The following is a 23,812-nucleotide window of genomic DNA, read 5'->3' on the forward strand; positions in this document are numbered from 1 at the left end:
TCAGATTTCTTTCTTGTCATATCCAAAGTTCTTGATCATGTAATCACTGTCACGCCAGTCCTTCTTTACCTTGACCCAAAGCTGCAAGTTGACCTTCATTTCCAGCATCTTTTCAATCTCATGGCGTGCCTGTGAACCGATCCGACGCAGCATCGCGCCGCCCTTTCCGATCACGATCCCCTTATGGGATTCCCGCTCACAGATGATCGTCGCCTCAATATCCATGATCTGTCCGCCGCTTCTCTCAGTCATCCTTTCGATCGAGACAGCAATCCCATGCGGGATCTCTTCTTCCAGGCAGCGCAGCGCCTTTTCCCGGATCAGCTCCGCCGCTATCTGCCGCTGCGGCTGGTCCGTCACCGTATCGTCATCATAGTACTTCGGACCATACGGAAGATACCGGAAGATCGCCCGGATCACCCGGTCCATGTTCACACCGCGCAGTGCACACACCGGTATCATATCTGCAAAATCAAGCAGATCCCGGTAGCCTTCCATAAATCCCCCGATCCTGCTCTTATCTACCGTATCGATCTTATTCATGATCAGGATGACCGGAACGTTTGCCTTTTTCAGCTCGGAGGCAATATGCTGCTCTCCCTTTCCAATAAAATCGGTCGGCTCTACGAGCCACAGCACGACGTCTACCTCCTTCAGCGTACGCTCTGCGACATTTACCATGTACTCGCCAAGCTTGTTCTTTGCCTTGTGGATCCCCGGCGTGTCGAGAAACACGATCTGCCCCTCGTCGGATGTGTAGACGGTCTGGATCCTGTTCCTCGTTGTCTGCGGCTTATTTGATGTGATCGCGATCTTCTGCCCGATCAGATGGTTCATCAGCGTCGACTTACCTACATTCGGACGTCCGATCAGTGTAGCAAATCCTGATTTAAATTTTGCGTTTTCCATAAATTCCCCTTACTCTGCCAGCATCTGGATCGATGTAAACAGATCCTGATCCTGCTTTATCCTGTCTTCATTTCCGATCACGCAGATCGCCTGGCAGGCAAGAACCGCGCGCACGAGATCTGCCAGCTCCCGGATCTGCTGCGGCGTTGCGCCAAGTATCTCGTCCCGCTCTCTTTGCAGATCCTCCTGCGTCACCTTACTGAAATATGCGCCGAGTGAACGATAGCCTCTGGAAGCCGGAGGCAGCGGCGTATCCAGCTCACTCACTGTACCGATGATATACTTCGTCATCTCCCGCTCACTGGCATGAAAGGCAGCCAGATAAGCCGGGATCCCCTCATACACCTCATCGGTTGCACGCAGGTTCGGATCGCGGTACGAAACGAAATAGGCATCTCCGGTCGGTCCGAAGGAGCTCATGCATCCGTATGCTCCGCCCTTCACTCTGATATTCGTCCACAGATAATCATAGCTCATCAGTACCTTTACAATACGCAGCACACCCGTGTATGAAAAGCCTGCTTCCCGGAAATTTCCAGTCCGCGCCACATACTGTACCTGCCCCGGCGTCATAAAGCCTTCATTCTTTTTCTCCGTTCTCAGGCGATTATCCTGTACCGCATCCTGCGCAGCCGGCAGTTTTTCCAGAAATGCCTCAAATGGTCCGCGCATCCTTGCAAGCCCTTCTTCCTCACAGGTCAGACTCACAAAAAGTCCCTCCCGGTGAAACAGCTGCCGCATCATCTGAAGCAGCTTCGACCTCAATTCCTGCTTACGCTCCTCAAAATGCTTTTCCAGATCGTCAACGAGGCGATAGAAGGTGATCCCGCCCACTGCATCATTAAATGCCGCTGACTGTGAAAAATATGACAATGCCCGGCCGGCAGCCGTCGCATGGCCGGCAGAGGGCAGCTGCATAGACAGTCTGGATTTTAACCGCGCAAGGATCTCATACAGCCGCTTATCCTGCTCAAGGCTCGAATGCAGCAGGATCTCTTCTGCCATCTCAAAAGCAAACGGAAGCTTATCGTACAGCACCCGCGCGCGCAGACCGACAAATGCCCGGAGCTCTTCTCCTTCCGGAAGCACAGGGTATACATTTAAGCCGGCGCTGATCCCTCCTGTGTTGATGAGGATCTCACTGTTGAGGTTCTGATACGTATAATGTTCTGTATCCACCATCCCGAGCACTGCCTTCAGCACGCCAAGGTATGGGATGTCTTCCCGGGCAATGCGGCTGATGTCAAACAGCAGATCCAGGTACGCGATCCCGTTTGTAAAAATATTGTGGTGCAGCACCGTAGTGCCGTTCCAGTGGTATTCCGTATTATACAAAGACGCAGCCCTGCGTCCAATGTCCTCTCTTGAGAGCATCGGTATCTTTTCCAGCTCCCCGAGAGTGGAAGGAGTCTCCTGAAACTGACGCAGCTTCGCCGTCTTTTCTATCAGCTCCTGCACCTGCTCATCTGTAAGAGACGCCCGGTACGCCTCCAGCTTCTTTCGAACAGCTTCCCCTGTGCGCGCAGTCAGACCGCGCTCCGGCTCTACGATCACACAGGACGTATGCGGATTTTCCAGCAGATACGTGCGGATCAGCTCTTCATAATAATCCTCCTGTGTCCGTCTCCTCAGCGTCTCATATACGTCAAATTTAAGATAATCAAATGGCATATTCTCATCATAAAGCCAGCTGTCAAACAGATCAAGACCATACATCAGCCCCTTGGGATAACTGCCGTAGTCTGCCTCCCGTGCTTTAAACTCCATCGCATTGATCCCAGCCAGAAGGACATTGCGATCAATCCCCTCCCGGGCAACCTGCGCAAGTGTAGTCCGAATCACCTCCTGAAAACGTGCCAGATCTCTGCGGTTGGCATTCTTTGCAATAATGCTGAATACCGGCTGATAGATGCCGCTGTCATAGGAGCTCATAATATCATTCCCGATCCCCGCATCAAGAAGCGCCTGCTTTAAGACTGCTCCCGGAGCAGATAACAGCGCGTACTCCAACACTGCAAATGCATTGGAAAGCTCCACATCAAGGCTTGTCCCGACAACTGTATTGTAGGAGAGGTAGGTACTGTCTTCAAGCTCATCCGACTCCGTTACCGGATATTTGCGAAACACCTCGATGGGCGCCTGAAACGGCTCCTGCCGGCGAATCGCAGAATCTACCTGCTTATATTCAAAATTGTCCAGATACTCTCTGTCAAGCCATGCAAGGCGCTCCTGCACATCCATATTTCCGTACAGATAAATATAGCTGTTTGACGGATGGTAATACCGTCTGTGAAAATCAAGAAACTCCTCATACGTCAGATCCGGGATACATTTGGGATCTCCGCCCGATTCCACGCCATACGCAGTATCCGGGAAGAGCGAATTCATGATCTCACGCTCCAGCACATCCTCCGGCGAGGAAAAAGCTCCCTTCATTTCATTGTAGACCACACCATTGTAAATCAGCTCGTCTTCCGGCGATCCCAGCTGATAGCTCCATCCTTCCTGACGGAAAATCTCTTCTTTTTTATAGATGTTCGGATAAAAAACTGCATCAAGATATACGTGCATCAGGTTGCAGAAGTCCTTATCGTTGCAGCTTGCGACCGGATACATGGTCTTATCCGGATACGTCATCGCATTGAGGAAAGTGTTCAGAGAACCCTTCACCAGCTCAACAAACGGATCCTTCGCCGGAAACAGCCGGCTTCCGCACAGCACACTGTGCTCCAAAATATGCGCCACTCCTGTGCTGTCTGCAGGCGGAGTACGAAATGCAATGTTAAACACCTTATTCTCATCCTCATTTTCCAGAACAAGGATTCTGGCTCCGCTCTTTTTATGGCGCAGCAGATACCCATCTGAACGAATATCCTCCAGACGCTCCTGCTTTAGCAGCTCATACTGTGGTAATTTTTCAATATTCATAATGAATGCTCCTATCTGTTCATAGTTTTCGTCCGCCTGCCGTATTGCACCGGCGATATTTTCTCGTAGCAAAACGATACAACGCTCCTGTGATCAGGCCTCCAAGCAGCAAAAAAAGGATCACTGCAGCCAAGCAGTGAAAAAAGAATGCGTCCGGCAGGATCTGTATCACAGGGTCTGTGACCGGATCAAACAGCCAGTAGTCATTCTGAAAAAACAGTTCATGGAATCCGGTAAAAAATGCTTCCCAGTCCCACACTGCCAGCACGCCCAGTATAGCCGGGATCAGAACCGTAAAGATGGACATCAGCTTCAGGCTCCCATAGTCCCGGTGCAAAAGCTTTCTGACAAGCCCGATCGCCGTAACCGCACCGCAGACCACGCACAGCACCTGGACCGCAATAAAAATACGCTTTACCTCACGGAAATGAAGCTCTCCCTGCTCTGACATCGGGAAATCCGGAAATTCCAGTTTTTTTACACGTTTTGTCATCAGATTATAGTCTATCAGCGTATCATAATTCTTTCGGATCTCCTGCTCGGAAAGTCCGGTCTGCTGCACAAGCTGCTGCGCCTGGATATCAAAGTAATATATCGTGCGCAGATTCAGGACCAGCACCACAGAAAAAGCTGCGATAAATAAAAAACCGATCCATCCCAGCAACAGGTTCGTGACGGAAAGAACTCTGCGCGGCCTTGCTTCTGTCCCCGATTTCCTGTGTCTGGGAGGACTGCTCTTCCTGCCGGTTCTTTTCTGCCCCGGCGCGCCTGTCGCTGTATTCCTGCTGTTATATCCTCTGTGATCTTTCTGTTTTCTCATTTCATCTCCAGTATTTTATTATACTACAAAACTCGGAACAAGTCACCCTGTAAAAATGTAGCCCATCCCCCGGACCGTCCGAATATGCCCTGGCTGCGCCCCGTCGTCGTTCAGCTTCCGGCGAAGCCTGCGGATAGCAACCTGTAATGTATTCTCATCGACAAAGCTGCCGCTATTGTCCCACACGTGTGCAAGGATCTGCTCCTTTAGCATAACCTGTCCGCAGTTTTCCATCAGATACTGCAACAGACGGTACTCTGTCACACTACAGTCGACTTCCTTCCCGTCACAGTATACCTTCATTTTTCCGGTGAGAAGCCGTATCCCTCCTCCGACAAGCTCCGGCTGGTTCTCTCTGTCCGCAGTCTCCTGCGCCTCTTCTTCCGGATCCATGCAGTTTCCGGCGCGGCTCCGGCGCATCACCGTATCCAGCCGTGCCTTTAAAACAGCCAGGGAAAACGGTTTCGTCAGGTAATCATCCGCTCCGCACAAAAGCCCCTGCACCTCATCCGTCTCCATATCGCGCGCCGTCAGCATGATCACCGGCACCTGTGACGTTTTCCTTACATTCCGGCAAAAGTCAAGCCCGTCGCCATCCGGCAGATTTAAGTCCAGCAGGACAACATCCGGACATTCCTCCTCAAGCTTCTTCGCCGCATCCCTCAGTGTCCCTGCATGGATCACCTCATAGCCTTCCCGTTCCATGTAAAATCCGATCCCGGTTGCCAGCCCCGCGTCATCCTCTACCACTAATAATCTCATAAAGCAATCCTTCACCTTACTTATCTGCACATTTTTTCCGGTCTCTTTTGTAAAAATACAAAACAACCTTTTCCAGATATCGTTTCAGCACAATCTGGATCTCTTCCTTGGGGTGGATCGGTTTTACGAGAATCGAATACAGCCCTGTCCGTCTCGCGCCGTATACATCGGTAAAAAGCTGATCGCCTACAAAAAGCGTATTTTTTTTGTCCGTGTGCATCAGCTCCATCGCGCGCAGATAATTCTTCGTCGAAGGCTTGTGCGCATTCTCAATAAAGTGTACGCCTATCTCCTCATTAAACATCTCCACTCTCGGACGCTGGTTGTTGGAGAGCAGACAACAGGAAAAGCCCAGCTCTTTCAAATGCGCAAACAGCTTCTTCGCACGCTCGTCAGCAGGAGCGCCGTGCGGCACGAGCGTATTATCAATATCAAAGATCACACCTCTGTAACCTGTCTTATACAATTCGTCAAAATCAATTACATATGTCGAATCCAGATATGCATCCGGATAGAACTTTTCAAATAAACTCATATATGATAAATCCTTTCTTCGGTAAACCAGATCTGGCGTCTGCGCGCCGCATTATCCGGCCAGTGTATCAAACAGGGAGAGCTGGTTGGATTCCGGCAGACCGTCCAGGATCTTCAGATCGGAAAGCAGATCTGTCACTGTCTTGCTCGCCTTTGTCCGCGTCTGGAAATCATCCTTGGAAAGGAACGGCCCATCCTTTGCCGCATCCACGATCGCAGCAGCAGCCTTGTCACCCAGGCCGGAGATCGAGCTGAACGATGGCATAATTTTATTATCCACGATCTGAAAACGTACTGCCTGTGCCCGGTAGACATCAATCGGAGCAAACTCAAATCCCCGGGCGTACATCTCAAGCACGCTCTTCATATCCTTGTACGTATCCTGCTCTTTTTTGCTGAGTGTATCCATCCTTTTCTCATAATCATGCATGTGATACAGAAGCTTCTCCTTCCCGAGACACATCAGTTCGTAATCAAACCCTGATGCACGGATGCTGAAATACGCTGCGTAATACGCCAGAGGATAATTAATCTTGCAGTAAGCGATACGCCATGCCATCATCACGTACGCCGCCGCATGCGCCTTCGGGAACATATATTTGATCTTTTTACAGGACCAGATATACCAGTCCGGCACCTCATGTTCGATCATCGCCTGCTCCCACTCCGGCTTTAATCCCTTACCTTTTCTCACGCTCTCCATGATCGTAAAGGAAAGCTCGCTGTCCATCCCTTTTCCGATCAGATAGATCATAATATCATCTCGCGTACAGATCGCCGTGGAAATGGTTGCCTTTCCCTCCTGGATCAGTGTCTGCGCATTGCCAAGCCACACATCCGTACCGTGTGCCAGTCCGGCGATCCGCACCAGATCAGAAAAATACTGCGGCTTCGTGTCAATAAGCATCTGCATCGCAAACTCTGTACCGAACTCCGGGATGCCCAGAGAGCCAAGCGGTACTCCTCCCATATCCTCCGGTGTGATGCCGAGTGCTTTTGTGCTCGAAAACAGCGACATGACATCCGGGTCATCAAGCGGGATCTTCTTTGCATCAATGCCAGTGAGATCCTCCAGCATACGGATCATGGTCGGATCATCGTGTCCGAGTATGTCGAGCTTTAACAGGTTGTGGTCGATCGAATGATAGTCAAAATGTGTCGTGACAATATCCGTTGTCATATCATTTGCCGGATGCTGTACCGGAGTGAACGAATAGATCTCCTCACCGAGCGGAAGCACGATAATACCTCCCGGATGCTGTCCCGTCGTACGGCGCACGCCGACGCATCCCTGCACGATACGGTCGATCTCACAGTTTCTCTTTCTCTGGTCACGCTCCTCATAATACTTTTTCACATAGCCAAACGCCGTCTTGTCCGCAAGTGTACCGATCGTTCCCGCACGGTACGTCTGCCCTGCCCCGAAGATCACCTCTGTGTATTTATGTGCCTTACTCTGATACTCTCCGGAAAAGTTCAGGTCAATATCCGGCTCTTTGTTCCCCTTAAATCCAAGAAACGTCTCAAACGGGATATCAAATCCTTCCTTTTTCAGAGGAGTCCCGCACTTCGGGCAGTCCTTATCCGGCATATCACAGCCCGCCATTCCCGCATACTTTCTGACTTCCTCTGATTCAAAATCACTGTAATGACAGTTCGGACAATAATAATGCGGGCTTAACGGATTCACCTCTGTGATACCGGACATGGTGGCAACAAAAGAGGACCCGACGGATCCTCTCGATCCGACCAGATAGCCGTCTGCATTTGATTTCCACACCAGCTTCTGCGCAATAATATACATCACGGCAAACCCGTTTGAAATAATCGAGTTGAGCTCACGCTCCAGACGCTCGGAGACGATTTCCGGGAGATCCTCCCCGTAGATTTCATGCGCTTTCTCATAGCAGAGATTACGCAGGATCTGATCTGAATTCTCGATCACCGGCGGACACTTGTCGGGGCGCACCGGTGAAATGCGCTCACACATATTTGCGATCATAACCGTATTGTCGATCACGACCTCCTGCGCCTTTTCCTCTCCAAGATAAGCAAACTCCGCAAGCATCTCTTCTGTCGTACGCAGATACAGCGGCGCCTGATCATCCGCATCCTTAAAGCCCTTGCTCGCCATGATGATCCGCCGGTAGACCTCATCCTGCGGATCAAGGAAATGGACATCGCACGTCGCCACAACAGGCTTTCCGTACTGTGCTCCAAGCTCTACGATACGGCGGTTGAGGTCCTTCAGGTCTTCGACCGTCTTGCGGTCCTCCCGGTCCTCGCGCGTCATGAACATATTGTTGCCAAGCGGCTGGATCTCCAGATAGTCATAAAAATCTACGAGGCGCGCCACCTCCTGCTCCGGCGAGCCGCGCAGCAGCGCCTGATACAGCTCTCCTGCCTCACAGGCGGAGCCGATGATCAGACCCTCCCTGTATTTTTGCAGTATGCTTTTTGGTACGCGCGGGCGGCGCGCGTAATACTGCAGATGCGACCAGGAAACAAGGCGGTACAGGTTCACCCGCCCCACATCATTTTTTGCGAGCAATATGATGTGATACGTCGGCAGCTTTTTAATCTGGCTCTCAGATGACTTTCCGAGCGCATTAAGCTGCTCGAGCGTCCTTATCTCCTGCTTGCCGAGCATCTCCAGAAATTTTACAAAAATATTTGCGGTACATGCCGCGTCATCTACTGCCCTGTGGTGATTTTCCAGAGAGACGCCAAGCGCCTTCGCCACCGTATCCAGCTTAAACCGGTTCAGATTTGGCAGCAGCACACGCGCCATTGCCACCGTGTCCACCACTGTCTTATCACAGGGCAGTCCCTGCCGCTCACAGTTCTTATCTATAAAGCTCATATCAAAGGAAGCGTTGTGCGCCACCATAATGCAGCCCTCACAAAACTCCAGGAACTTTGGCAGTACTGTTTCGATCACAGGTGCATCGAGCACCATATGATCATTGATCCCGGTCAGCTCCTCAATACGAAATGGGATCGGCACCTCCGGGTTGACAAAGGTACTGAAGCGGTCTGTGATCTTCCCGTTCGCCACCTTCACTGCTCCGATCTCAATGATCCTGTTTTGTTCCGGCGAAAATCCGGTGGTCTCCAGGTCGAAAACAACAAATGTTTCATCCAGACTCTGTCCCTTTGTATTTGTCGCGATCTCCTTGAGGTCGTCCACAAGATATGCTTCCATCCCGTAGATGACCTTAAAGCTTCCATCATTCGGCACCGCATGGTTCGCATCCGGGAAAGCCTGTACCGCTCCGTGGTCCGTGATCGCGATCGCCTGATGCCCCCAGCTGATGGCACGCTTGATGATATCTTTTACATCGGAGACGCCATCCATATCGCTCATTTTTGTATGGCAGTGCAGCTCTACACGCTTCTGTGCGTATGTATCCTCCCGCTTCTGCCTGAAATCTGCGATTTTTTTGATCCCTCTGACATTTCCGATCGTCAGCTGACTGTCAAAACGGTCGATCGTCGTCACTCCCGTAAGCATCAGAAATGCGCCTGCCTTGATCGAAGACGCAAGCTCTTCCCCCTGCTCCTTCGTCATAAACAGCTTGATGCCGATGGAATCTGTAAAATCTGTCATACTGAAAATAAACAGCATTTTTTCATTTCGCAGCTCACGAAGCTCCACACTAAGTACCTGACCGCGGATCGTGACTGCCCCGATTTCTCCGGTGATCGCCTCGATCGGTATCGCCTCTCCATCGAAGTCCCGGCCATAGATCACATCTGGGTTATCACAGCGCCTGCCGCCATAGCGATCGCCCGACTGATAAAAGCTCTTCTTTTTGGGTGCCTCCTTCTGGATGCCTGCGCCTGATGCAGCAGCTTCGGACGATCGTTTCTCTCCGGCAGGTTTTCCTGCTGCCCTTCCCTGCCTCTTTTTCCCGTCACTCTGTGCGTTTTCTGTATCCTGTGATTCATTTTCCTTTACAGCCGCATAATTTTTCGCGATCGCAGCAACCTCCTGCTCCAGCTCAAGCTCCTGCATCTGCCGTTTTTTATTCTCTTTTGGCAGAACGCGCTGTGTACTGACATGGAAATTCATCCCGCAGCGCTCACAGAAAATCTTTTCCAGAATAGATAAAAGCTCCTCCTCCTTGCCATCTGCGATAACCGTATCCGGCACCTTCAGACACAGGGTCTCCTCATCGGAGAATACCTGCTCCGACTCGCGCAAAAGGCTGTAAAGAAGCGCATTGTAATTTTTAAGCTCCAGTAAAATACTGTCTTCGTACACAGACATAAGCTTTCGCGGCGTATACTGTCTGGACAGATGAAATTTTTCAATGATCTTCACAGTTGTCTGCGCATCATAAAAAAGCTGGTTTTTAATAGCCTGCTCGATCTCAATAATATCTTTTTTGTAAATCAGCTTTTCGCTTTCCAGATACACGTGCATAAACGTGCGTTCCCGGTTCATCGTCACACGCGCGACCTGCACGAACTCAAGCAGGCCGTGCAGATCGTCACTCAGTTCAAGAACCGGGAAAACTTCAAAAAACGGTTTTAACATGAAAATCGCTCCTGTCGATCATAAACATCTGTCATTCCAGTGAAGCAGCTCTTCCCGAAGCACAAAAAGCAGCTCATCCTCCGGCACCTTGCGCACGATCTCGCCCTTTTTGATCAGCAGACCTTCGCCCTTACCTCCGGCAATACCAATATCTGCTTCCTTCGCCTCGCCTGGGCCGTTGACTACACAGCCCATGACTGCCACCTTTATATCAAGCGGAATATCCTCCACCATTGCCTCAACCTGATTGGCCAGCCCGATCAGATCGATCTTTGTCCGGCCGCAGGTCGGGCAGGAGACGACCTCAATCCCGCCCTTTCTAAGACCGAGTGTGCGCAGGATCAGCTTTGCAGACTTTACTTCCTCCCGCGGATCTCCTGTCAGGGATACGCGGATCGTATCCCCGATCCCCTCGGAGAGTATCAGGCCAAGTCCGATCGCAGACTTGATATTTCCAGAAAGCAGTGTCCCCGCCTCTGTGATGCCGACATGCAGCGGATGGTCCGTCCTGTCGACAAGCAGCTTATGCGCTGCCGTACACAGCATCACATCAGACGCTTTAATACTGATCACCAGATTATCGTACCCCATATCCTCGATCACGGCGGTCTGCCGGAGCGCGCTTTCTACGATCCCCTCTGCCGTTACGCCGTGGTCGCGCTCAACGATCTCCTTTTCCAGAGAACCGCTGTTTACCCCTACGCGGATCGGAATATGGCGCTCCCGCGCCGCATCGACAACTGCCCGCACACGGTCGGCGCTTCCGATATTGCCGGGATTAATACGGATCTTGTCCGCCCCCGCCTCGATCGCTGCGATCGCCAGCTTATAATCAAAATGAATATCTGCAACAAGCGGAATACTTATCTGCTTTTTGATCTCCCGAAGTGCTGCTGCCGCCTCCATCGTCGGAACTGCACAGCGGATAATATCACAGCCCGCCTTCTCCAGGGAATGGATCTGCGCAACCGTCGCAGCCACATCCTCTGTCCTCGTATTTGTCATAGACTGGATCAGGATCGGATTTCCGCCTCCGATTGCGCGATCGCCAATCCTTACCACTTTTGTATTATCACGATACATCTCTGCCTCTCCTTTCCTGCTTCACTGAGCCGCCTCTGCCGGCACAAACACGTGGCTCCTGATGGCCCCGGGCTCCTCCGCCGCCAGCTGCTTTGCCTCTTCACAGAAATAATCCTGCGCGCACAGCAGTACCTTGCCGCGCTTATCTACTTTTTCATAGCTTCCATCTGGCTGCAGGATATGCGCTTTTACATTATCCTCAAGCTGAATCTGCAAAATATGACGTACGCGCTCCTTAATTCCCGGATCCTCGATCGGAAACAGGATCTCAACACGTTTATCGAGATTTCTGGGCATCCAGTCCGCGCTTGCCATGTAGAACTCCTCATTTCCGCCATTCTGAAAGTAAAAGATACGGGCATGCTCCAGAAAATTTCCAACGATCGAACGGACATGGATGTGCTCGCTCACCTTTGGTATCCCCGTCTTCAGACAGCAGATCCCTCTTACGATCAGATCGATCTCCACACCTGCGGCTGACGCCTCATACAGCGCCTCTATGATCTCTTTGTCGCACAGGGAGTTCATCTTTGCAATGATCCTCGCCGGCTTGCCGTCCCTTGCATGCTGGGTTTCGCGCTGGATCAGCCGCATAAAACGCTTGCGCATCCAGATCGGAGCCAGCACCAGGCGGTTCCAGTGCTTCGGCTCTGAATAGCCGGAAAGCATATTAAACACAGCGGTCGCATCCTCACCGATCGGTTCCGAGCATGTCAGGATTCCGCAGTCCGTGTAGAGCTTTGCCGTAGAATCATTATAGTTTCCGGTCCCGAGATGGACGTATCTGCGGATCCCGTCCTCCTCACGGCGCACCACCAGCGTGATCTTACTGTGCGTCTTAAGCCCCAGCAGGCCATAGATCACATGGCATCCCGCTTTTTCCAGCATTTTTGCCCAGATAATATTATTTTCCTCATCAAATCTTGCCTTGAGTTCTACCAGCACAGACACCTGCTTGCCGTTCTCCGCTGCCTGCGCAAGAGCGGCAACAATCGGTGAATTCCCGCTCACACGATAAAGCGTCTGCTTGATCGCAAGTACATCCGGATCAACAGATGCCTGACGGATAAACTGCACCACAGGATCAAACGTCATATACGGATGGTGCAGCAGGATATCCCCCTTTCGGATCTGGGTAAAAATATCCTCCTCATCATTCATTCCCGGGACCGGCTGCGGGCGGTACGGTCTGTACCGGTGTCCGTCAAACCCCTCCAGGCCGTACAGCTTCATCAGAAAGGTCAGGTCAAGCGGACCATTGATCCTGTAAATATCCTCTTCCTTTACCTGAAACTCTGATTTTAGTATCTTAAGGAGCTTCGGATGCATTTTTTCTTCAATCTCCAGCCGGATCACCTCGCCCCACTGACGCTTTTTCAGCTGCTTTTGAATCTCCTTTAACAGATCCGCCGCCTCATCTCCATCATAGGACAGATCGGCATTGCGCATGATCCGGTACGGATGCGCGCATACGACATCGTAGTTTAAAAACAGTTTGTCAATATTGCGCTCGATCAGCTGCTCCAGAAGGATCACACACTTCTGCCCGCTCTCAGACGGCGGCAGCTCCACGATCCTTGGCAGCACAGAAGGCACCTGTACAGTCGCAAACTCCGCTTTTCCCTTTTCGCCCTTTTTTGAGATCAGAGCGCCGATGTTAAGCGTCTTATTGCGCACAAGCGGAAAGGGTCTGGAAGGATCCATCGCCATCGGCGTCAATACCGGGTATACATTTTCTTCAAAGTATTTATCTGCATACTGCTTCTGCTGCTCTGTCATCCGCTCATGCTCCGTCACTGCCTCAAGCCCGGCGAGCTTCATCTGAGGAAGCAGGGAACGGTTATAGGTAGAATACTGCACCGCTACAAGCTCGTGCGCCTGATCCGCGATCTTTGCAAGCTGCTCCGACGGAGTCAGCCCCGCAATATCTCTTTTTGTATATTTTGCATGCACCATATCCTTGAGAGAAGCGACCCGCACCATAAAAAATTCATCCAGATTCGACGCAGTGATGCTCAGAAATTTCAGACGCTCCAGAAGCGGCAGGCTCTTATCCCTGGCTTCGCTTAAAACACGGCTGTTAAATCCCAGCCAGCTGCACTCTCTGTTTGTAAAATATTCCGGCTTTCCAAAATCAAATTCCGCCATGACGCTTCCTCCTACATCTGTTTTCTCTGCTTCAATACAGGATGCACATTAAAAATTTCCTCAAAAAACTCTGCCTTGCTCTCAAAGGTACCCGCCTCAAGCGAAAGATCTGCGGCGCTTGCGATCGTGATCCGCAGCTCATGCTCTTTTAATGTCACGGTCACATTCCTGCATTTCTGCCGGTGTGTGCGATCCAGCGCATTCACTATACGCAAAATCGCTGTCAGCTTCGCAACGACCATATATTCTGACCGGGTCAGCGCCGTGCGCACGGCAAGATCCTCATAATTTTCAAACGGGCTTGTATTAAACTTGACGGTGTACGCGATCATCTCCCGCTCTGTGTGAGAAAGCCCGATGATCTCCGTCGCCATGATAATATAGTATGCGCACTCCGATACATTTTCCAGGCTGATAAACTTCCCGCAGTTGTGCAGGATAATGGAAATCTGAAGCAGCAGCCGCTCTCTTTTTCCCATGCCATGCACCTTTTTCATGCGGTCAAATACCAGAAGCGCGATCTCCTCCAGATTGCGGATATGCGCCTGATTGCACTTGTAGCGCTTGGCGATGCTGCGCGCTGCAGCGATAATGTCCTCTTCAAAATCGTGGCTGTTTTTCAGATACCGATTCTTTACGCCATAGTCATATGCCAGCCCGTCACACAGACTGTAATCCGGAAACCAAAGCGTCTGCGCCCCCAGATTTTCCATCAGGCAGCGGCAGAACACGGCGGACGGCGCGATCGGCCCTGCCTGATCATACGATATATTGTACTGCTCCGCTATTTCATCCTGATCCAGACGCACCGCATCCTCATAAACCTTCTCAAACTGCGCCTTTGTCACCGATGTGATCTTGCGGCTCTCCTCCCGGTATGATGTCATCAGCCCCAGCAGATTTCCTCCGATCACGATCAGATTTTTTAACTGTCTGTCCTTCTGATACAGCTTCGCAAAGCCTGCAAGCTCATGATCCAGAAGCTCTGTCACAAGCTGCTCAAAATGTCCGCTGCTTTTTGCAAAGGGTGCAAGCTGCTCCTTCGTCGTGACGCTTCCGATACGGATATTCTGTGTCGTGATCAGCTTATCCTTGTCAAACAGCGATATCTGCATGCTGCTGCTCCCGATATCAACGATCGCCGCCGGACTTTGAATGATCTTCTCAAACTCTGCGGTGACAGATGCTATGGACTTATAGTCCACAAAGCGCTGCTCCGAATTGCTTAATACTGTGATCTTAAGCCCCGTCTGCTTCTCAATATAATCCTGCATGATCTCCGTATTGCGCGACTCGCGAAAAGCGCTCGTTGCGCACGCCCGGTACGCATCCACATGGTAGACCTGCATCAGCCGCACAAAGTCCCTGAGCACCGTGCACAGCTTTTCGATATTTTCCCTGCTGATCCGTCCGTTCTTATATACATCCAGTCCAAGCGTCATGCGCTCGGACAGCCACTCCACCTCACGCATCGGCTTCTTTGCGCCCCATTCAAAGATCTTCATTTCTGTCTCTGCCGATCCAATACTGATGGCTGCAAAATACTTTACTGCCATACGCGCCTCCTATCTTATCTGTCCAAGCAGATAGTCAATAAACTGCTGTGCCGTACGCCCGGAGAGTCCTCCATGACTCAGCTCCCACTTATTTGCCTCTCCAAGCAGCTCCTCCGGCGGCAGGGAGATCCCATAGCGATCCGCCAGCGTCTTCACAATCGCCTGAAATTCTTTCCGGTCCGGCGCTCCGAAAAAGATCGTCACGCCAAAGCGGGAAGCAAGCGAAAGCTTTTCCTGCACCGTATCATTCGTATGAATATCCCCGTCCCGCGTCTCCTTATTGTCGCTGAATTTTTCCCGGATCAGATGACGGCGGTTCGAGGTCGCATAGATCAGGATATTATCCGGCTTTTTTTCAAGCCCGCCTTCTATGACTGCTTTTAAATATTTGTACTCGATCTCAAATTCCTCAAAAGAGAGGTCGTCCATATATATGATAAAACGATAATTTCTGTTTTTGATCTGTGCGATCACATCATTCAGGTCCTGGAACTGGTGCTTATAGATCTCGATCATCCGAAGCCCCTGATCATAATACTGATTGAGGATCGCCTTGATGCTCGATGATTTCCCGGTCCCGGCATCTCCAAAAAGCAGGCAGTTATTTGCCTTTCTGCCCTGCACAAACGCCTCCGTATTATCCACGAGCTTCTTCTTTGCGCTCTCGTAGCCGACCAGATCATCCAGATTCACATGGCGGATATTTGTGATCGGCAGGATCTGCACCCCATTTTCTCCATGCGCTACGCGAAACGCTTTGTGCAGCCCCAGCTTTCCGACGCCAAATTCCTGATAAAAATGGATCATATACTGTGTAAATGCATCCAGATCAGCAGCATTGCCAAGCTGCTCTCCCAGTTCACAGATCCTTGTGCTGATCCGTCTGTTAAATACCCTGCCCCCTGTGCCTGCGCTGCGATAATCCAGGATCTCCTCAAAAACACCCGCGCCAGTCATCTGCTCAAGCGGCGCAAAGTCATAGGCAAAGAGCTGCCTGAAAATCGCAAAATCGTGCTTTGCCAGACGCAAAAGGCTTCCCTGCGCGATCCCCCGTATCTCGCAGGAAGTACTGAAAACATTTTCATTATTGACAAGAAGATAGGTCAGATACGCATGCCACAGATTTTTCTCAAACCCATAATCTCCTGCCAGCTCAACAAGCGCGTGCATGCACCCGAAAAATTTTATCCGGACCTGCTCACGCAGCTCCTGCACGCAGTAATGATCCATGATCCATGTCATATCACGCAGGATCGTCCCATTTTCAAAATCACGGTATAGGATCAGCTCCTCTATCCCTGTCATCGTATATTCTCCTTAATAATTTCCAAGTATTTTCATGTTGATCGCTTCTTCACGTATGCCCCGCAGCGCATTTTTTACAGAACTGTCGTTTAAGTTTCCGTCAAAATCAATAAAAAAACGATACTCCCAGTTTCGCCCCGGTATCGGCCGCGATTCGATCCGATTCATGTTCAGATTATTGTAAATAAAATGTGACAGGATATTGTACAGCGCTCCGCTTGCATGCGGCAGCTCAAAACAGATACTGATCTTTCCTGCATCCCGCCGGAACACCCGCTGATTTGTCACAATAATAAATCTGGTTGAATTTGCCTCATTATAATAGATATGCTCCTCCAGCACGTCCAGACCAAACACCTGCGCTGCAAAAACACTGCCGATCGCCGCCTGTGACGGGTCTTTCTCCTGCGCGACCTTCTTTGCTGCCCGCGCCGTATTATCATACGGGATAAGCTGCCACTGTCTGTGACGGTCCAGATATTCCTCGCACTGGGAAAGCGCCTGCTGATGGGAATAAACCGTCCGGATATCGGAAAGCTTTGTTCCCGGCAGGCCCAGAAGCGCGTGCTCACATTTAATGATCTGCTCGCCCACGATATAATTTTCAAAATTTACAAGCAGATCATAATTGTCTGCCACAATGCCTGCCGAAGAATTTTCAATGGGAAGGACTGCATAATCCGCCGCGCCTTCCGCGATCGCTTCCATAGCATCACGCCACTTTTTGACATGAAAGCAGTTCACATCCTCACCAAAATACGCCCGCATCGCCGCATGGCTGTACGCGCCCTCAACCCCCTGATAAACAACCCGGATATTCTCCCGCTCAATATCATCAACTGCAATAAAAGGAAGGCGGCCTGCGGCCCCATGAGCCGCAAGAAGCTGATACTGCAGCTTGCGGCTCATAGACATGATCTGTGAAAACAGTTCCTCCACCCCATGCCGGTTAAAATCATTCGACGCCAGCATCCGCAGCGTCTCAAGCTTCGCGTGTTCCCGCTCCTTGTCAAACACCTTTTTCCCATTTGCAATCTTATATTCTGCAACCTCTGCGCTGATCTTCATCCGATCCTCAAACAGCCGGACAACCTGCCGGTCAATCTCATCTATCTCATCTCTTAATTCCAGTAAATCTCTCATCCCTGTTCTCCGTTTGTGTATACTCTCTCATACTGCTCAACAGCCTGCTCTGCCTCAGCCAGAAAAGATAAGGATCCAAACACGAGGATCACATCCTCGTCCCCTGACAGCGCAAAGCTTTTTTCTACAGCTGTTTTTATATCGCCGCAGGCTTCCACTGACGGATTCACGCGCGCCACTGCCTCGGCCAGCTTCTGTGCCGGAAGCGCACGTGGATTTCCCGGTGTCTGCACCGTATAGATCCTCTCTGCCAGTCCTGCCGTGATGTCTATAATTTTATCATATTCTTTGTCAGAAAACACGCCAAAGATATAATATTTTTTTCTTCCCTTAAAATACATTTCTACAGAATCCCGAAGACGGCTGGCCGCGTCTGGATTATGCGCTCCGTCAAGGATGACAAGCGGTTTTTGATGAATGGCTGTAAAACGCCCTTTCCAGACCGTCTGCTCCATGCCTGCCACAACTGCCCCGTCTGATATCTCATAGCCCTGCCGGCGAAGCGCTGCCACTCCCTCAAGGGCCAGGGCCGCATTCTCAATCTGATGCCTGCCCGCCAGATGGATCACGATCCGTCCGAAATCTCCATAAACAAATGACTGCTCTTCCATCCCATAGCAGATGTCTGTGATCTTCTGCGGCTGTACAAAGGTATATCCGCTCCCCTGTTTGTCCGCCTCCTCCACGATCACCTGCTTCGCCCCGGCGCTCTGGTGCGCACAGACTACCGGAACGTGCGGCTTGATAATACCGGCCTTATTCCACGCGATCTGCTCGATCGTATCGCCAAGGAATTCCATATGATCCATACTGATCGACGCGATCATGGTAAGCACCGGGGTTTTTATCACATTTGTCGCGTCAAGACGGCCGCCAAGCCCCGTCTCAAGCATGACAAGATCACAGCCTTTTTTCCTGAAATACAAAAATGAGATCGCCGTCTCTACCTCAAACACGGTAGGAAGCGCCATACCGCGCCGTTCCATTTCCCGGTACGCATCACACACCTGCGATGCAAGCGCAGCAAAATCTTCCCTGCTGATATTCTCCCTGTTGATCTGTATCCTTTCCCGGTAAGAAAACAGTGTCGGCGATATGTAGCGTCCAACAAGGTATCCCGCCTGCTCCAGTATCGTGGATAAATAGGCGAGTACCGATCCCTTCCCATTTGTTCCTGCAATGTGGATAAACTTCAGATCATCCTGCGGATTTCCCAGCAGGGCAAGGAGATTCGTCACGGTCTCCATTCCCAGCATACTTCCCCGCACAGATATTTCCTGAATAAATGTTCTCGCTTCTTTGTAATTCATAGCTGCCTCCGATTTTTTATATGATTACGGGGGCGCTGCAAAATGCAGCGCCCCCGGTGTACGGCTCCAAGGGGAATCTGTCTGGAGCTGTCTTTCTTATGTAATTTATAATTGCGGATATACCCGGTCAAAAGCGCACCCGGTCATGCATTTGCCGCGCGTCCGGATCTGCCAACCGTTGCGCTCAGTACTACATTCGTGAGCGGACTGTAATACAGCGCGCAGGTCAGTACGCAGTAGATCGGCGTCATCAGGGCCCACTGGATGACTCTGCCCGGTATGATCGCATAAAAATTATTTCCGATCAATACGAGTCCTGCCGTCGTAAACACCAGCGTAGACAAAATACTTGTGACCGCTATGGCAACGCACATAACAGCTGTCTTTCTGACCTTTCCTCCACTGATCCACGGCCGCATCAGCGCCGGGATCACACCCCACAGGACTGCCGCCAGTGTGATCAGCGGATTGACTGCATAGCCCTTCAGCACGCAGCCGAGCAGATCCGCGATCAGTCCGCTCATGCCTCCTGCCACAGGACCAAACCAGAGTCCTGCCAGGATCGTACAGACACTGCCGACTGTGATACGGTAAGCCCCCAGGTCGATCACTACCAGACGCACCAGCACGATATGCAGCGCGACCAGCAGACCCAGAAAGACAAGTGTACGGGTATCCCATGCTGTTTTCTTATTTTTCTGCATCAAAAAACACCTCCACTAATGTGAAATTAATAATTACTGATAAATAATATTCGCTCCACATTATGAGATGTTCTCATATTGTAGCAACGGGTGCGGAAAAAGCATCGCAAACACATTCCCACGGAATGGCTTTTCGGTTCAGGGCGACTCCCCAGCCGCTGACAACTTAACGCGCTGATTCCTACTTCGCTATTATTTATGCAGACACATTATAGCACACTTCCCGCATAATGCAACAAAATTTGTCAGAAAGTTTTCAAATCGAAAGTTTTCAAAGCTCCCCCTGCAGCTTTTGCAAAAGCTGTAAAAGAACGTTCGAAAACGCCCCGGGCATATCCTTTGCCACATTATGACAGCCGGGAAATGTTGCGACCGGCCAGCCGATCCAGCTGGCTGCTGTTTCGGAAGAGGTCGCGAATATACTGTCTCTGCCCTCCTGCGTCACCCCGATCACAACAGGTACCCGGATCGCCCGCAAGTGCTCCTCTTCCGGAAGATAGCTCTGCACCTCATTGAGTTCACCATAAAGAAAATTATCAAGATTCCGGTATGTCCGCTTTAGCTCCCCAAAAGATGTTTTCCTGTCCGCTTCTGACACCGTTCCCATCACACGGGCAAATGCAGGCAGCGCCCGCTTCGTTTTCCCCATCCGGACATAGCCATTTAGCTCTTCGTTCCACGCTGCCAGCTTTTCTCTTTCTCCCGGATCATACCCAAGAGACGGCTCCAGCAGCACAAGTCCCTTTACAAGCTCAGGCGCCTGCATCGCAAGTGCAAGCGCGATCAGACCACCCGCGCTGTTACCAAATATCCACGCCGGTTCTGATGCATATTCTCTCAGAATGCCTGCCGCATCCTCCGCCTGTGTCTGCACACGAAAATCACAGTATCTGCACTGTGTACTGTTTCCATACCCCCGTCTGTCATAGGAAAGCACATGATACTGCTCCTGAAGGTACGGCATACAGCCGTCAAAAAAACTGCTGTCACTGATAATACCATGGATCAGCAGAAGCGGTGTTCCCGCTCCGCTCTCCCGCACATACAGCTGTCCCATAATCTCTGTTTCACACCCTTTAGCTTACGCAACCGCTCCTGAAGCGATCTCTGCCTTGCGCTCCTGATATAAAATAAGATCCTGATCCCAGTCCGCATTCTTTCCTCGCTGGTCTTCCATTTCGAAGTTGTTCTGCATATATTTCATCATATAGCCGGACACCTTCTCTGCGCCATACTGGTTCAGATGGTTTTTCCTGTCCCGGAAATCCGTTGCGGGATCAAGCCCTATCTCATCCACGCAGTAAAAAAGTTCCAGAAACGGAACGCCAAATTCCTCTGCCAGCTCCGCCGATCCGTCCGACTGCAGCTTGTACCACGTCGGAGCCGGGATCTTATACAGGACAAGCTGTATCCCCTCGTCTTTGCACAGCTGATCGATCTTGCGCAGACACTCAAGGGCGCGTCCTTCAATATGGCATTCTCCGTCTTTCCTGCCCTCTTCATAAAAATAGTACTCTGTTGCTGCCACACGATAATTTACATAATGCCCTCTCCATACCGGCGCTTCTATGCTTCCCGCTGCATACTGGAAATCCTGCTGCTCCAGCATTTCCCATCTGCTGTGATACCGGAACAGCGGAAAGAGCGCATCCAGCGTACTCAGCTCGTCATTATCGGTATGAAAGGCAAATTTCAGCTTTTCTTTCGACAGCGGAAGCTGATCCAGCACTTTATGAATCCGTCCTTCCGTCTGCTGTCTGTCAAAATGCACCGATGACATATCCAGAAAAACAACCTTCGGCTTCTGGGTCTTAAGCGCATCCTTTAGTACCATATACGTCAGGTCAAAACGCATTCCCGGTCCTGACAGCGCGAAGCTCGTAATCCCTGAATTTTCATATATATACATCGGGTCTATTCCGGAGTATGTATGACTTGTGCCAAGGAATAGCGCATCCACTGTATCCGGCTCCAGCTCCCGGAATTCCATCCATGCACCCGTCTGCCCCGCTCTGTCAAGCCATTTTGCCGAAAGCAACCTCTGTGCCACCCAAAACAGCAGACAAAATCCCAGTACAAAGCATACCCCTTTTATGATCCACTTTCTGTATTTCTGTAATAATCTCATTGCCCTGACTCCTAATACTGTTCATATAAAAATGCAGACGCATCATATCCGAGTCCATATACGCCGAAAATAAGAATGGCAAAGATCGCAAGATAAATAACCGCCCATCGGAACACGATATTTTGTTCTGCCAGTTTTTCTCTGATGCTAAACCGCTCCTGCATCATACTCACGGCCCACAGGATAAGCAGGCAGACCGCAATCAGCAAGAAGGAACGGCTGCCAAGTCCAAAGGTATACAAAGAGCCATCCGTAAGCTGCCATGGCTGCGGATCAGTAAAGATACTTTTTATTACCTGAAGCGTACGGCGAAGACCATTCGGAACGGTCAGAAGACGCCCTCCCATAAAGCACAAAAAGGTGCGGGTCATCTGAAACAGGCGCCAGGAAAAGCAGTCTGTGCGGATATGCAGACGCTGTGTGAGCATCTGGAACTCCGGTGCAAACGCGACAGATATAGTGATCAGTGTTCCATAATACAATCCCCAGCAAAGATACGTCTTACCGGTCCCATGCCACAGTCCTGTGAGTATCCATGTCGTAAAGACCGGGATCACAACAACTAAAAAACGCGCCATGCGGTCTGAGTATGCTTTCTTTACCTTTTTGCTAAGCCGCTTGACCGGACCGGAGATCGTACATGGATAGTAGACGTAATCCTTAAACCATCCTCCAAGCGTCATATGCCATCTGCGCCAGAATTCCGGCACAGTTTTTGAGAAGAATGGATGATTAAAGTTCTGCTCCAGCTCTACGCCAAATACCTGAGAGACTCCCCTTACGATATCTGTATAGCCGGAAAAATCGGTATAAATCTGAAACACATCCAGAAACATGGCAACGACAAATATCGTCCCGGAGTGCGGCTGACCGTCAAAGACCGCTGATACGAATATATTCAGTCTGTCTGCGATCACAAGTTTTTTAAAATAGCCCCACAGCATCAGTTCCAGTCCGAATATTACCCGTTTTGCATCAAAGCGCAGCTCTTTTTTCAGCTCCTGCCCTAAAAGATTGTAGCGGGAAATCGGTCCCTGTACGATGTGTGGAAAATAGATCGCATATAAAAAGAAACGGAAAAAATTCTTTTCATATGCGTACCGTTTCCAGTATACATCCAGCAGATACCCCACTGTAGAAAAAGTATAGTAAGAAATCCCCAGCGGTACGAGAAGCCATTTCGCATGAAACGGTTCGCTTCCGTTTAATGACAGAGCGATCAGATTCAGATACCGCACCGCATACCGTGTAAACTTTGTCACACAGAGAAATCCGATGCACAGTACCAGCGCAAGAAGCAAAAAACGCTTTGCTCTTTTTTTGTAGCCTTCTTTTATTTCCTTTTTTGCCTTCCGGTCCATCCCCGGTGCGCGAAGCGCTTCGTCCTGTTCCTCATACAGCAGACCGATCTGTCTTGCGCACAGCCATACGACAGCTGAGGTGAACACAAGAAACGGCAGGAACTTAAGCGCTCCTGCGACAACATAAAAATAAATGCTGCCAGCCAGAAGCACAAGCCACCGCCGTTTCACCGGACAGACAAAAAATACGACAATACTTACGAAAAAAAATGCAAGAAATCTTGCTGATGTGATTGTCATAGCTCCCTCCGTATCAGCCTTCCTGAATCTCCTGTACCATCTCCCAGATCGCCTCGACAGAATCAAAATTTTCGTTTTCCATATATTCCATACTGATCTCAATGTCAAATTCGTCTTCCAGCATGGAGATCATCGTTGCAATATCGATCGAATCAATGATCTTGTCTGTCACGATCCCCTGCGCCGTGCGAAAATCCACACCTGATTTTAAGCTGCTAAGTATTTCAATAATCTTTTCCATGTTTATATCCATTCCTTTCGCTTCGCTCAGGCACAAAACGTTATGAAAATGTTTTCCTGAGCTTATTTTTTCTTTATAATTCTTCTTATAGGGAACT

17 protein-coding genes and 1 riboswitch are annotated in these 23,812 nt (G+C 50.4%); all 17 genes read right to left on the reverse strand.

The window, feature by feature from the left end; translation table 11 throughout:
- Positions 1 to 909, reverse strand: coding sequence for a GTPase Era (gene era / locus QOX44_RS01890; protein ID WP_283680957.1), 909 nt, complete (start codon positions 907 to 909; stop codon positions 1 to 3).
- 9 nt (positions 910 to 918) lie between these two features.
- A complete protein-coding gene (locus QOX44_RS01895) occupies positions 919 to 3,837 on the reverse strand; it encodes an insulinase family protein (RefSeq protein WP_283680958.1) in 2,919 nt (972 codons plus the stop codon).
- A gap of 19 nt (positions 3,838 to 3,856) precedes the next feature.
- Complete coding sequence (locus tag QOX44_RS01900; RefSeq protein WP_283680959.1) at positions 3,857 to 4,657, reverse strand: TIGR01906 family membrane protein; 801 nt, start codon at positions 4,655 to 4,657, stop codon at positions 3,857 to 3,859.
- 42 nt (positions 4,658 to 4,699) lie between these two features.
- Positions 4,700 to 5,419, reverse strand: a complete 720-nt coding sequence (locus QOX44_RS01905; RefSeq protein ID WP_283680960.1) for a response regulator transcription factor — start codon at positions 5,417 to 5,419, stop codon at positions 4,700 to 4,702.
- Positions 5,420 to 5,435: 16 nt separating this feature from the next.
- On the reverse strand, positions 5,436 to 5,954 hold the full coding sequence (locus QOX44_RS01910; protein WP_283680961.1) for a YqeG family HAD IIIA-type phosphatase: 519 nt from the start codon (positions 5,952 to 5,954) through the stop codon (positions 5,436 to 5,438).
- A gap of 51 nt (positions 5,955 to 6,005) precedes the next feature.
- Positions 6,006 to 10,496, reverse strand: coding sequence for a PolC-type DNA polymerase III (locus tag QOX44_RS01915; protein WP_283680962.1), 4,491 nt, complete (start codon positions 10,494 to 10,496; stop codon positions 6,006 to 6,008).
- An 18-nt stretch (positions 10,497 to 10,514) separates the two neighbouring features.
- Complete coding sequence (gene ispG, locus QOX44_RS01920; protein WP_283680963.1) at positions 10,515 to 11,579, reverse strand: flavodoxin-dependent (E)-4-hydroxy-3-methylbut-2-enyl-diphosphate synthase; 1,065 nt, start codon at positions 11,577 to 11,579, stop codon at positions 10,515 to 10,517.
- Positions 11,580 to 11,600: 21 nt separating this feature from the next.
- On the reverse strand, positions 11,601 to 13,727 hold the full coding sequence (locus QOX44_RS01925) for an RNA degradosome polyphosphate kinase (protein ID WP_283680964.1): 2,127 nt from the start codon (positions 13,725 to 13,727) through the stop codon (positions 11,601 to 11,603).
- An 11-nt stretch (positions 13,728 to 13,738) separates the two neighbouring features.
- Positions 13,739 to 15,283, reverse strand: a complete 1,545-nt coding sequence (locus QOX44_RS01930; RefSeq protein WP_283680965.1) for a Ppx/GppA phosphatase family protein — start codon at positions 15,281 to 15,283, stop codon at positions 13,739 to 13,741.
- A gap of 9 nt (positions 15,284 to 15,292) precedes the next feature.
- Entirely contained in the window at positions 15,293 to 16,588 is a 1,296-nt protein-coding gene (locus QOX44_RS01935; protein ID WP_283680966.1) for an ATP-binding protein, read from the reverse strand.
- A 12-nt stretch (positions 16,589 to 16,600) separates the two neighbouring features.
- Entirely contained in the window at positions 16,601 to 17,731 is a 1,131-nt protein-coding gene (gene pheA, locus QOX44_RS01940) for a prephenate dehydratase (protein WP_283680967.1), read from the reverse strand.
- Positions 17,728 to 19,041: a bifunctional folylpolyglutamate synthase/dihydrofolate synthase gene (locus QOX44_RS01945; RefSeq protein WP_283680968.1), complete on the reverse strand. Its 1,314-nt coding sequence runs from the start codon at positions 19,039 to 19,041 to the stop codon at positions 17,728 to 17,730. Before QOX44_RS01945 ends, pheA begins: the two co-directional genes overlap by 4 nt.
- Positions 19,042 to 19,184: 143 nt before the next feature.
- A complete protein-coding gene (locus QOX44_RS01950; protein ID WP_283680969.1) occupies positions 19,185 to 19,745 on the reverse strand; it encodes a folate family ECF transporter S component in 561 nt (186 codons plus the stop codon).
- A gap of 82 nt (positions 19,746 to 19,827) precedes the next feature.
- Positions 19,828 to 19,936, reverse strand: a riboswitch (THF riboswitch).
- An 80-nt stretch (positions 19,937 to 20,016) separates the two neighbouring features.
- Entirely contained in the window at positions 20,017 to 20,802 is a 786-nt protein-coding gene (locus QOX44_RS01955) for an alpha/beta fold hydrolase (protein WP_283680970.1), read from the reverse strand.
- A 24-nt stretch (positions 20,803 to 20,826) separates the two neighbouring features.
- Complete coding sequence (locus QOX44_RS01960; protein ID WP_283680971.1) at positions 20,827 to 21,873, reverse strand: hypothetical protein; 1,047 nt, start codon at positions 21,871 to 21,873, stop codon at positions 20,827 to 20,829.
- Positions 21,874 to 21,884: 11 nt separating this feature from the next.
- Positions 21,885 to 23,474, reverse strand: a complete 1,590-nt coding sequence (locus tag QOX44_RS01965) for an MBOAT family O-acyltransferase (RefSeq protein ID WP_283680972.1) — start codon at positions 23,472 to 23,474, stop codon at positions 21,885 to 21,887.
- A 13-nt stretch (positions 23,475 to 23,487) separates the two neighbouring features.
- The gene (locus QOX44_RS01970) at positions 23,488 to 23,715 is read right to left on the reverse strand and encodes a phosphopantetheine-binding protein (protein ID WP_283680973.1); all 228 of its coding nucleotides are present in this window, start codon (positions 23,713 to 23,715) and stop codon (positions 23,488 to 23,490) included.
- Positions 23,716 to 23,812: the final 97 nt, after the last annotated feature.

The organism is Parablautia sp. Marseille-Q6255 (assembly GCF_951230155.1).
GTDB lineage: Bacteria > Bacillota > Clostridia > Lachnospirales > Lachnospiraceae > Choladousia.

What these genes read in the sequence shown, in the direction of transcription:
- QOX44_RS01900 (WP_283680959.1), bottom strand. Translation starts at nt 4,657, where the DNA reads ATGAGAAAACAGAAAGATCACAGAGGATATAACAGCAGGAATACAGCG.
- QOX44_RS01915 (WP_283680962.1), bottom strand. Translation starts at nt 10,496, where the DNA reads ATGTTAAAACCGTTTTTTGAAGTTTTCCCGGTTCTTGAACTGAGTGAC.
- QOX44_RS01950 (WP_283680969.1), bottom strand. Translation starts at nt 19,745, where the DNA reads ATGCAGAAAAATAAGAAAACAGCATGGGATACCCGTACACTTGTCTTT.
- QOX44_RS01905 (WP_283680960.1), bottom strand. Translation starts at nt 5,419, where the DNA reads ATGAGATTATTAGTGGTAGAGGATGACGCGGGGCTGGCAACCGGGATC.
- era (WP_283680957.1), bottom strand. Translation starts at nt 909, where the DNA reads ATGGAAAACGCAAAATTTAAATCAGGATTTGCTACACTGATCGGACGT.
- ispG (WP_283680963.1), bottom strand. Translation starts at nt 11,579, where the DNA reads ATGTATCGTGATAATACAAAAGTGGTAAGGATTGGCGATCGCGCAATC.
- QOX44_RS01960 (WP_283680971.1), bottom strand. Translation starts at nt 21,873, where the DNA reads ATGAGATTATTACAGAAATACAGAAAGTGGATCATAAAAGGGGTATGC.
- QOX44_RS01910 (WP_283680961.1), bottom strand. Translation starts at nt 5,954, where the DNA reads ATGAGTTTATTTGAAAAGTTCTATCCGGATGCATATCTGGATTCGACA.
- QOX44_RS01965 (WP_283680972.1), bottom strand. Translation starts at nt 23,474, where the DNA reads ATGACAATCACATCAGCAAGATTTCTTGCATTTTTTTTCGTAAGTATT.
- QOX44_RS01925 (WP_283680964.1), bottom strand. Translation starts at nt 13,727, where the DNA reads ATGGCGGAATTTGATTTTGGAAAGCCGGAATATTTTACAAACAGAGAG.
- QOX44_RS01930 (WP_283680965.1), bottom strand. Translation starts at nt 15,283, where the DNA reads ATGGCAGTAAAGTATTTTGCAGCCATCAGTATTGGATCGGCAGAGACA.
- QOX44_RS01970 (WP_283680973.1), bottom strand. Translation starts at nt 23,715, where the DNA reads ATGGAAAAGATTATTGAAATACTTAGCAGCTTAAAATCAGGTGTGGAT.
- QOX44_RS01895 (WP_283680958.1), bottom strand. Translation starts at nt 3,837, where the DNA reads ATGAATATTGAAAAATTACCACAGTATGAGCTGCTAAAGCAGGAGCGT.
- QOX44_RS01935 (WP_283680966.1), bottom strand. Translation starts at nt 16,588, where the DNA reads ATGACAGGGATAGAGGAGCTGATCCTATACCGTGATTTTGAAAATGGG.
- QOX44_RS01955 (WP_283680970.1), bottom strand. Translation starts at nt 20,802, where the DNA reads ATGGGACAGCTGTATGTGCGGGAGAGCGGAGCGGGAACACCGCTTCTG.
- pheA (WP_283680967.1), bottom strand. Translation starts at nt 17,731, where the DNA reads ATGAGAGATTTACTGGAATTAAGAGATGAGATAGATGAGATTGACCGG.
- QOX44_RS01945 (WP_283680968.1), bottom strand. Translation starts at nt 19,041, where the DNA reads ATGAATTACAAAGAAGCGAGAACATTTATTCAGGAAATATCTGTGCGG.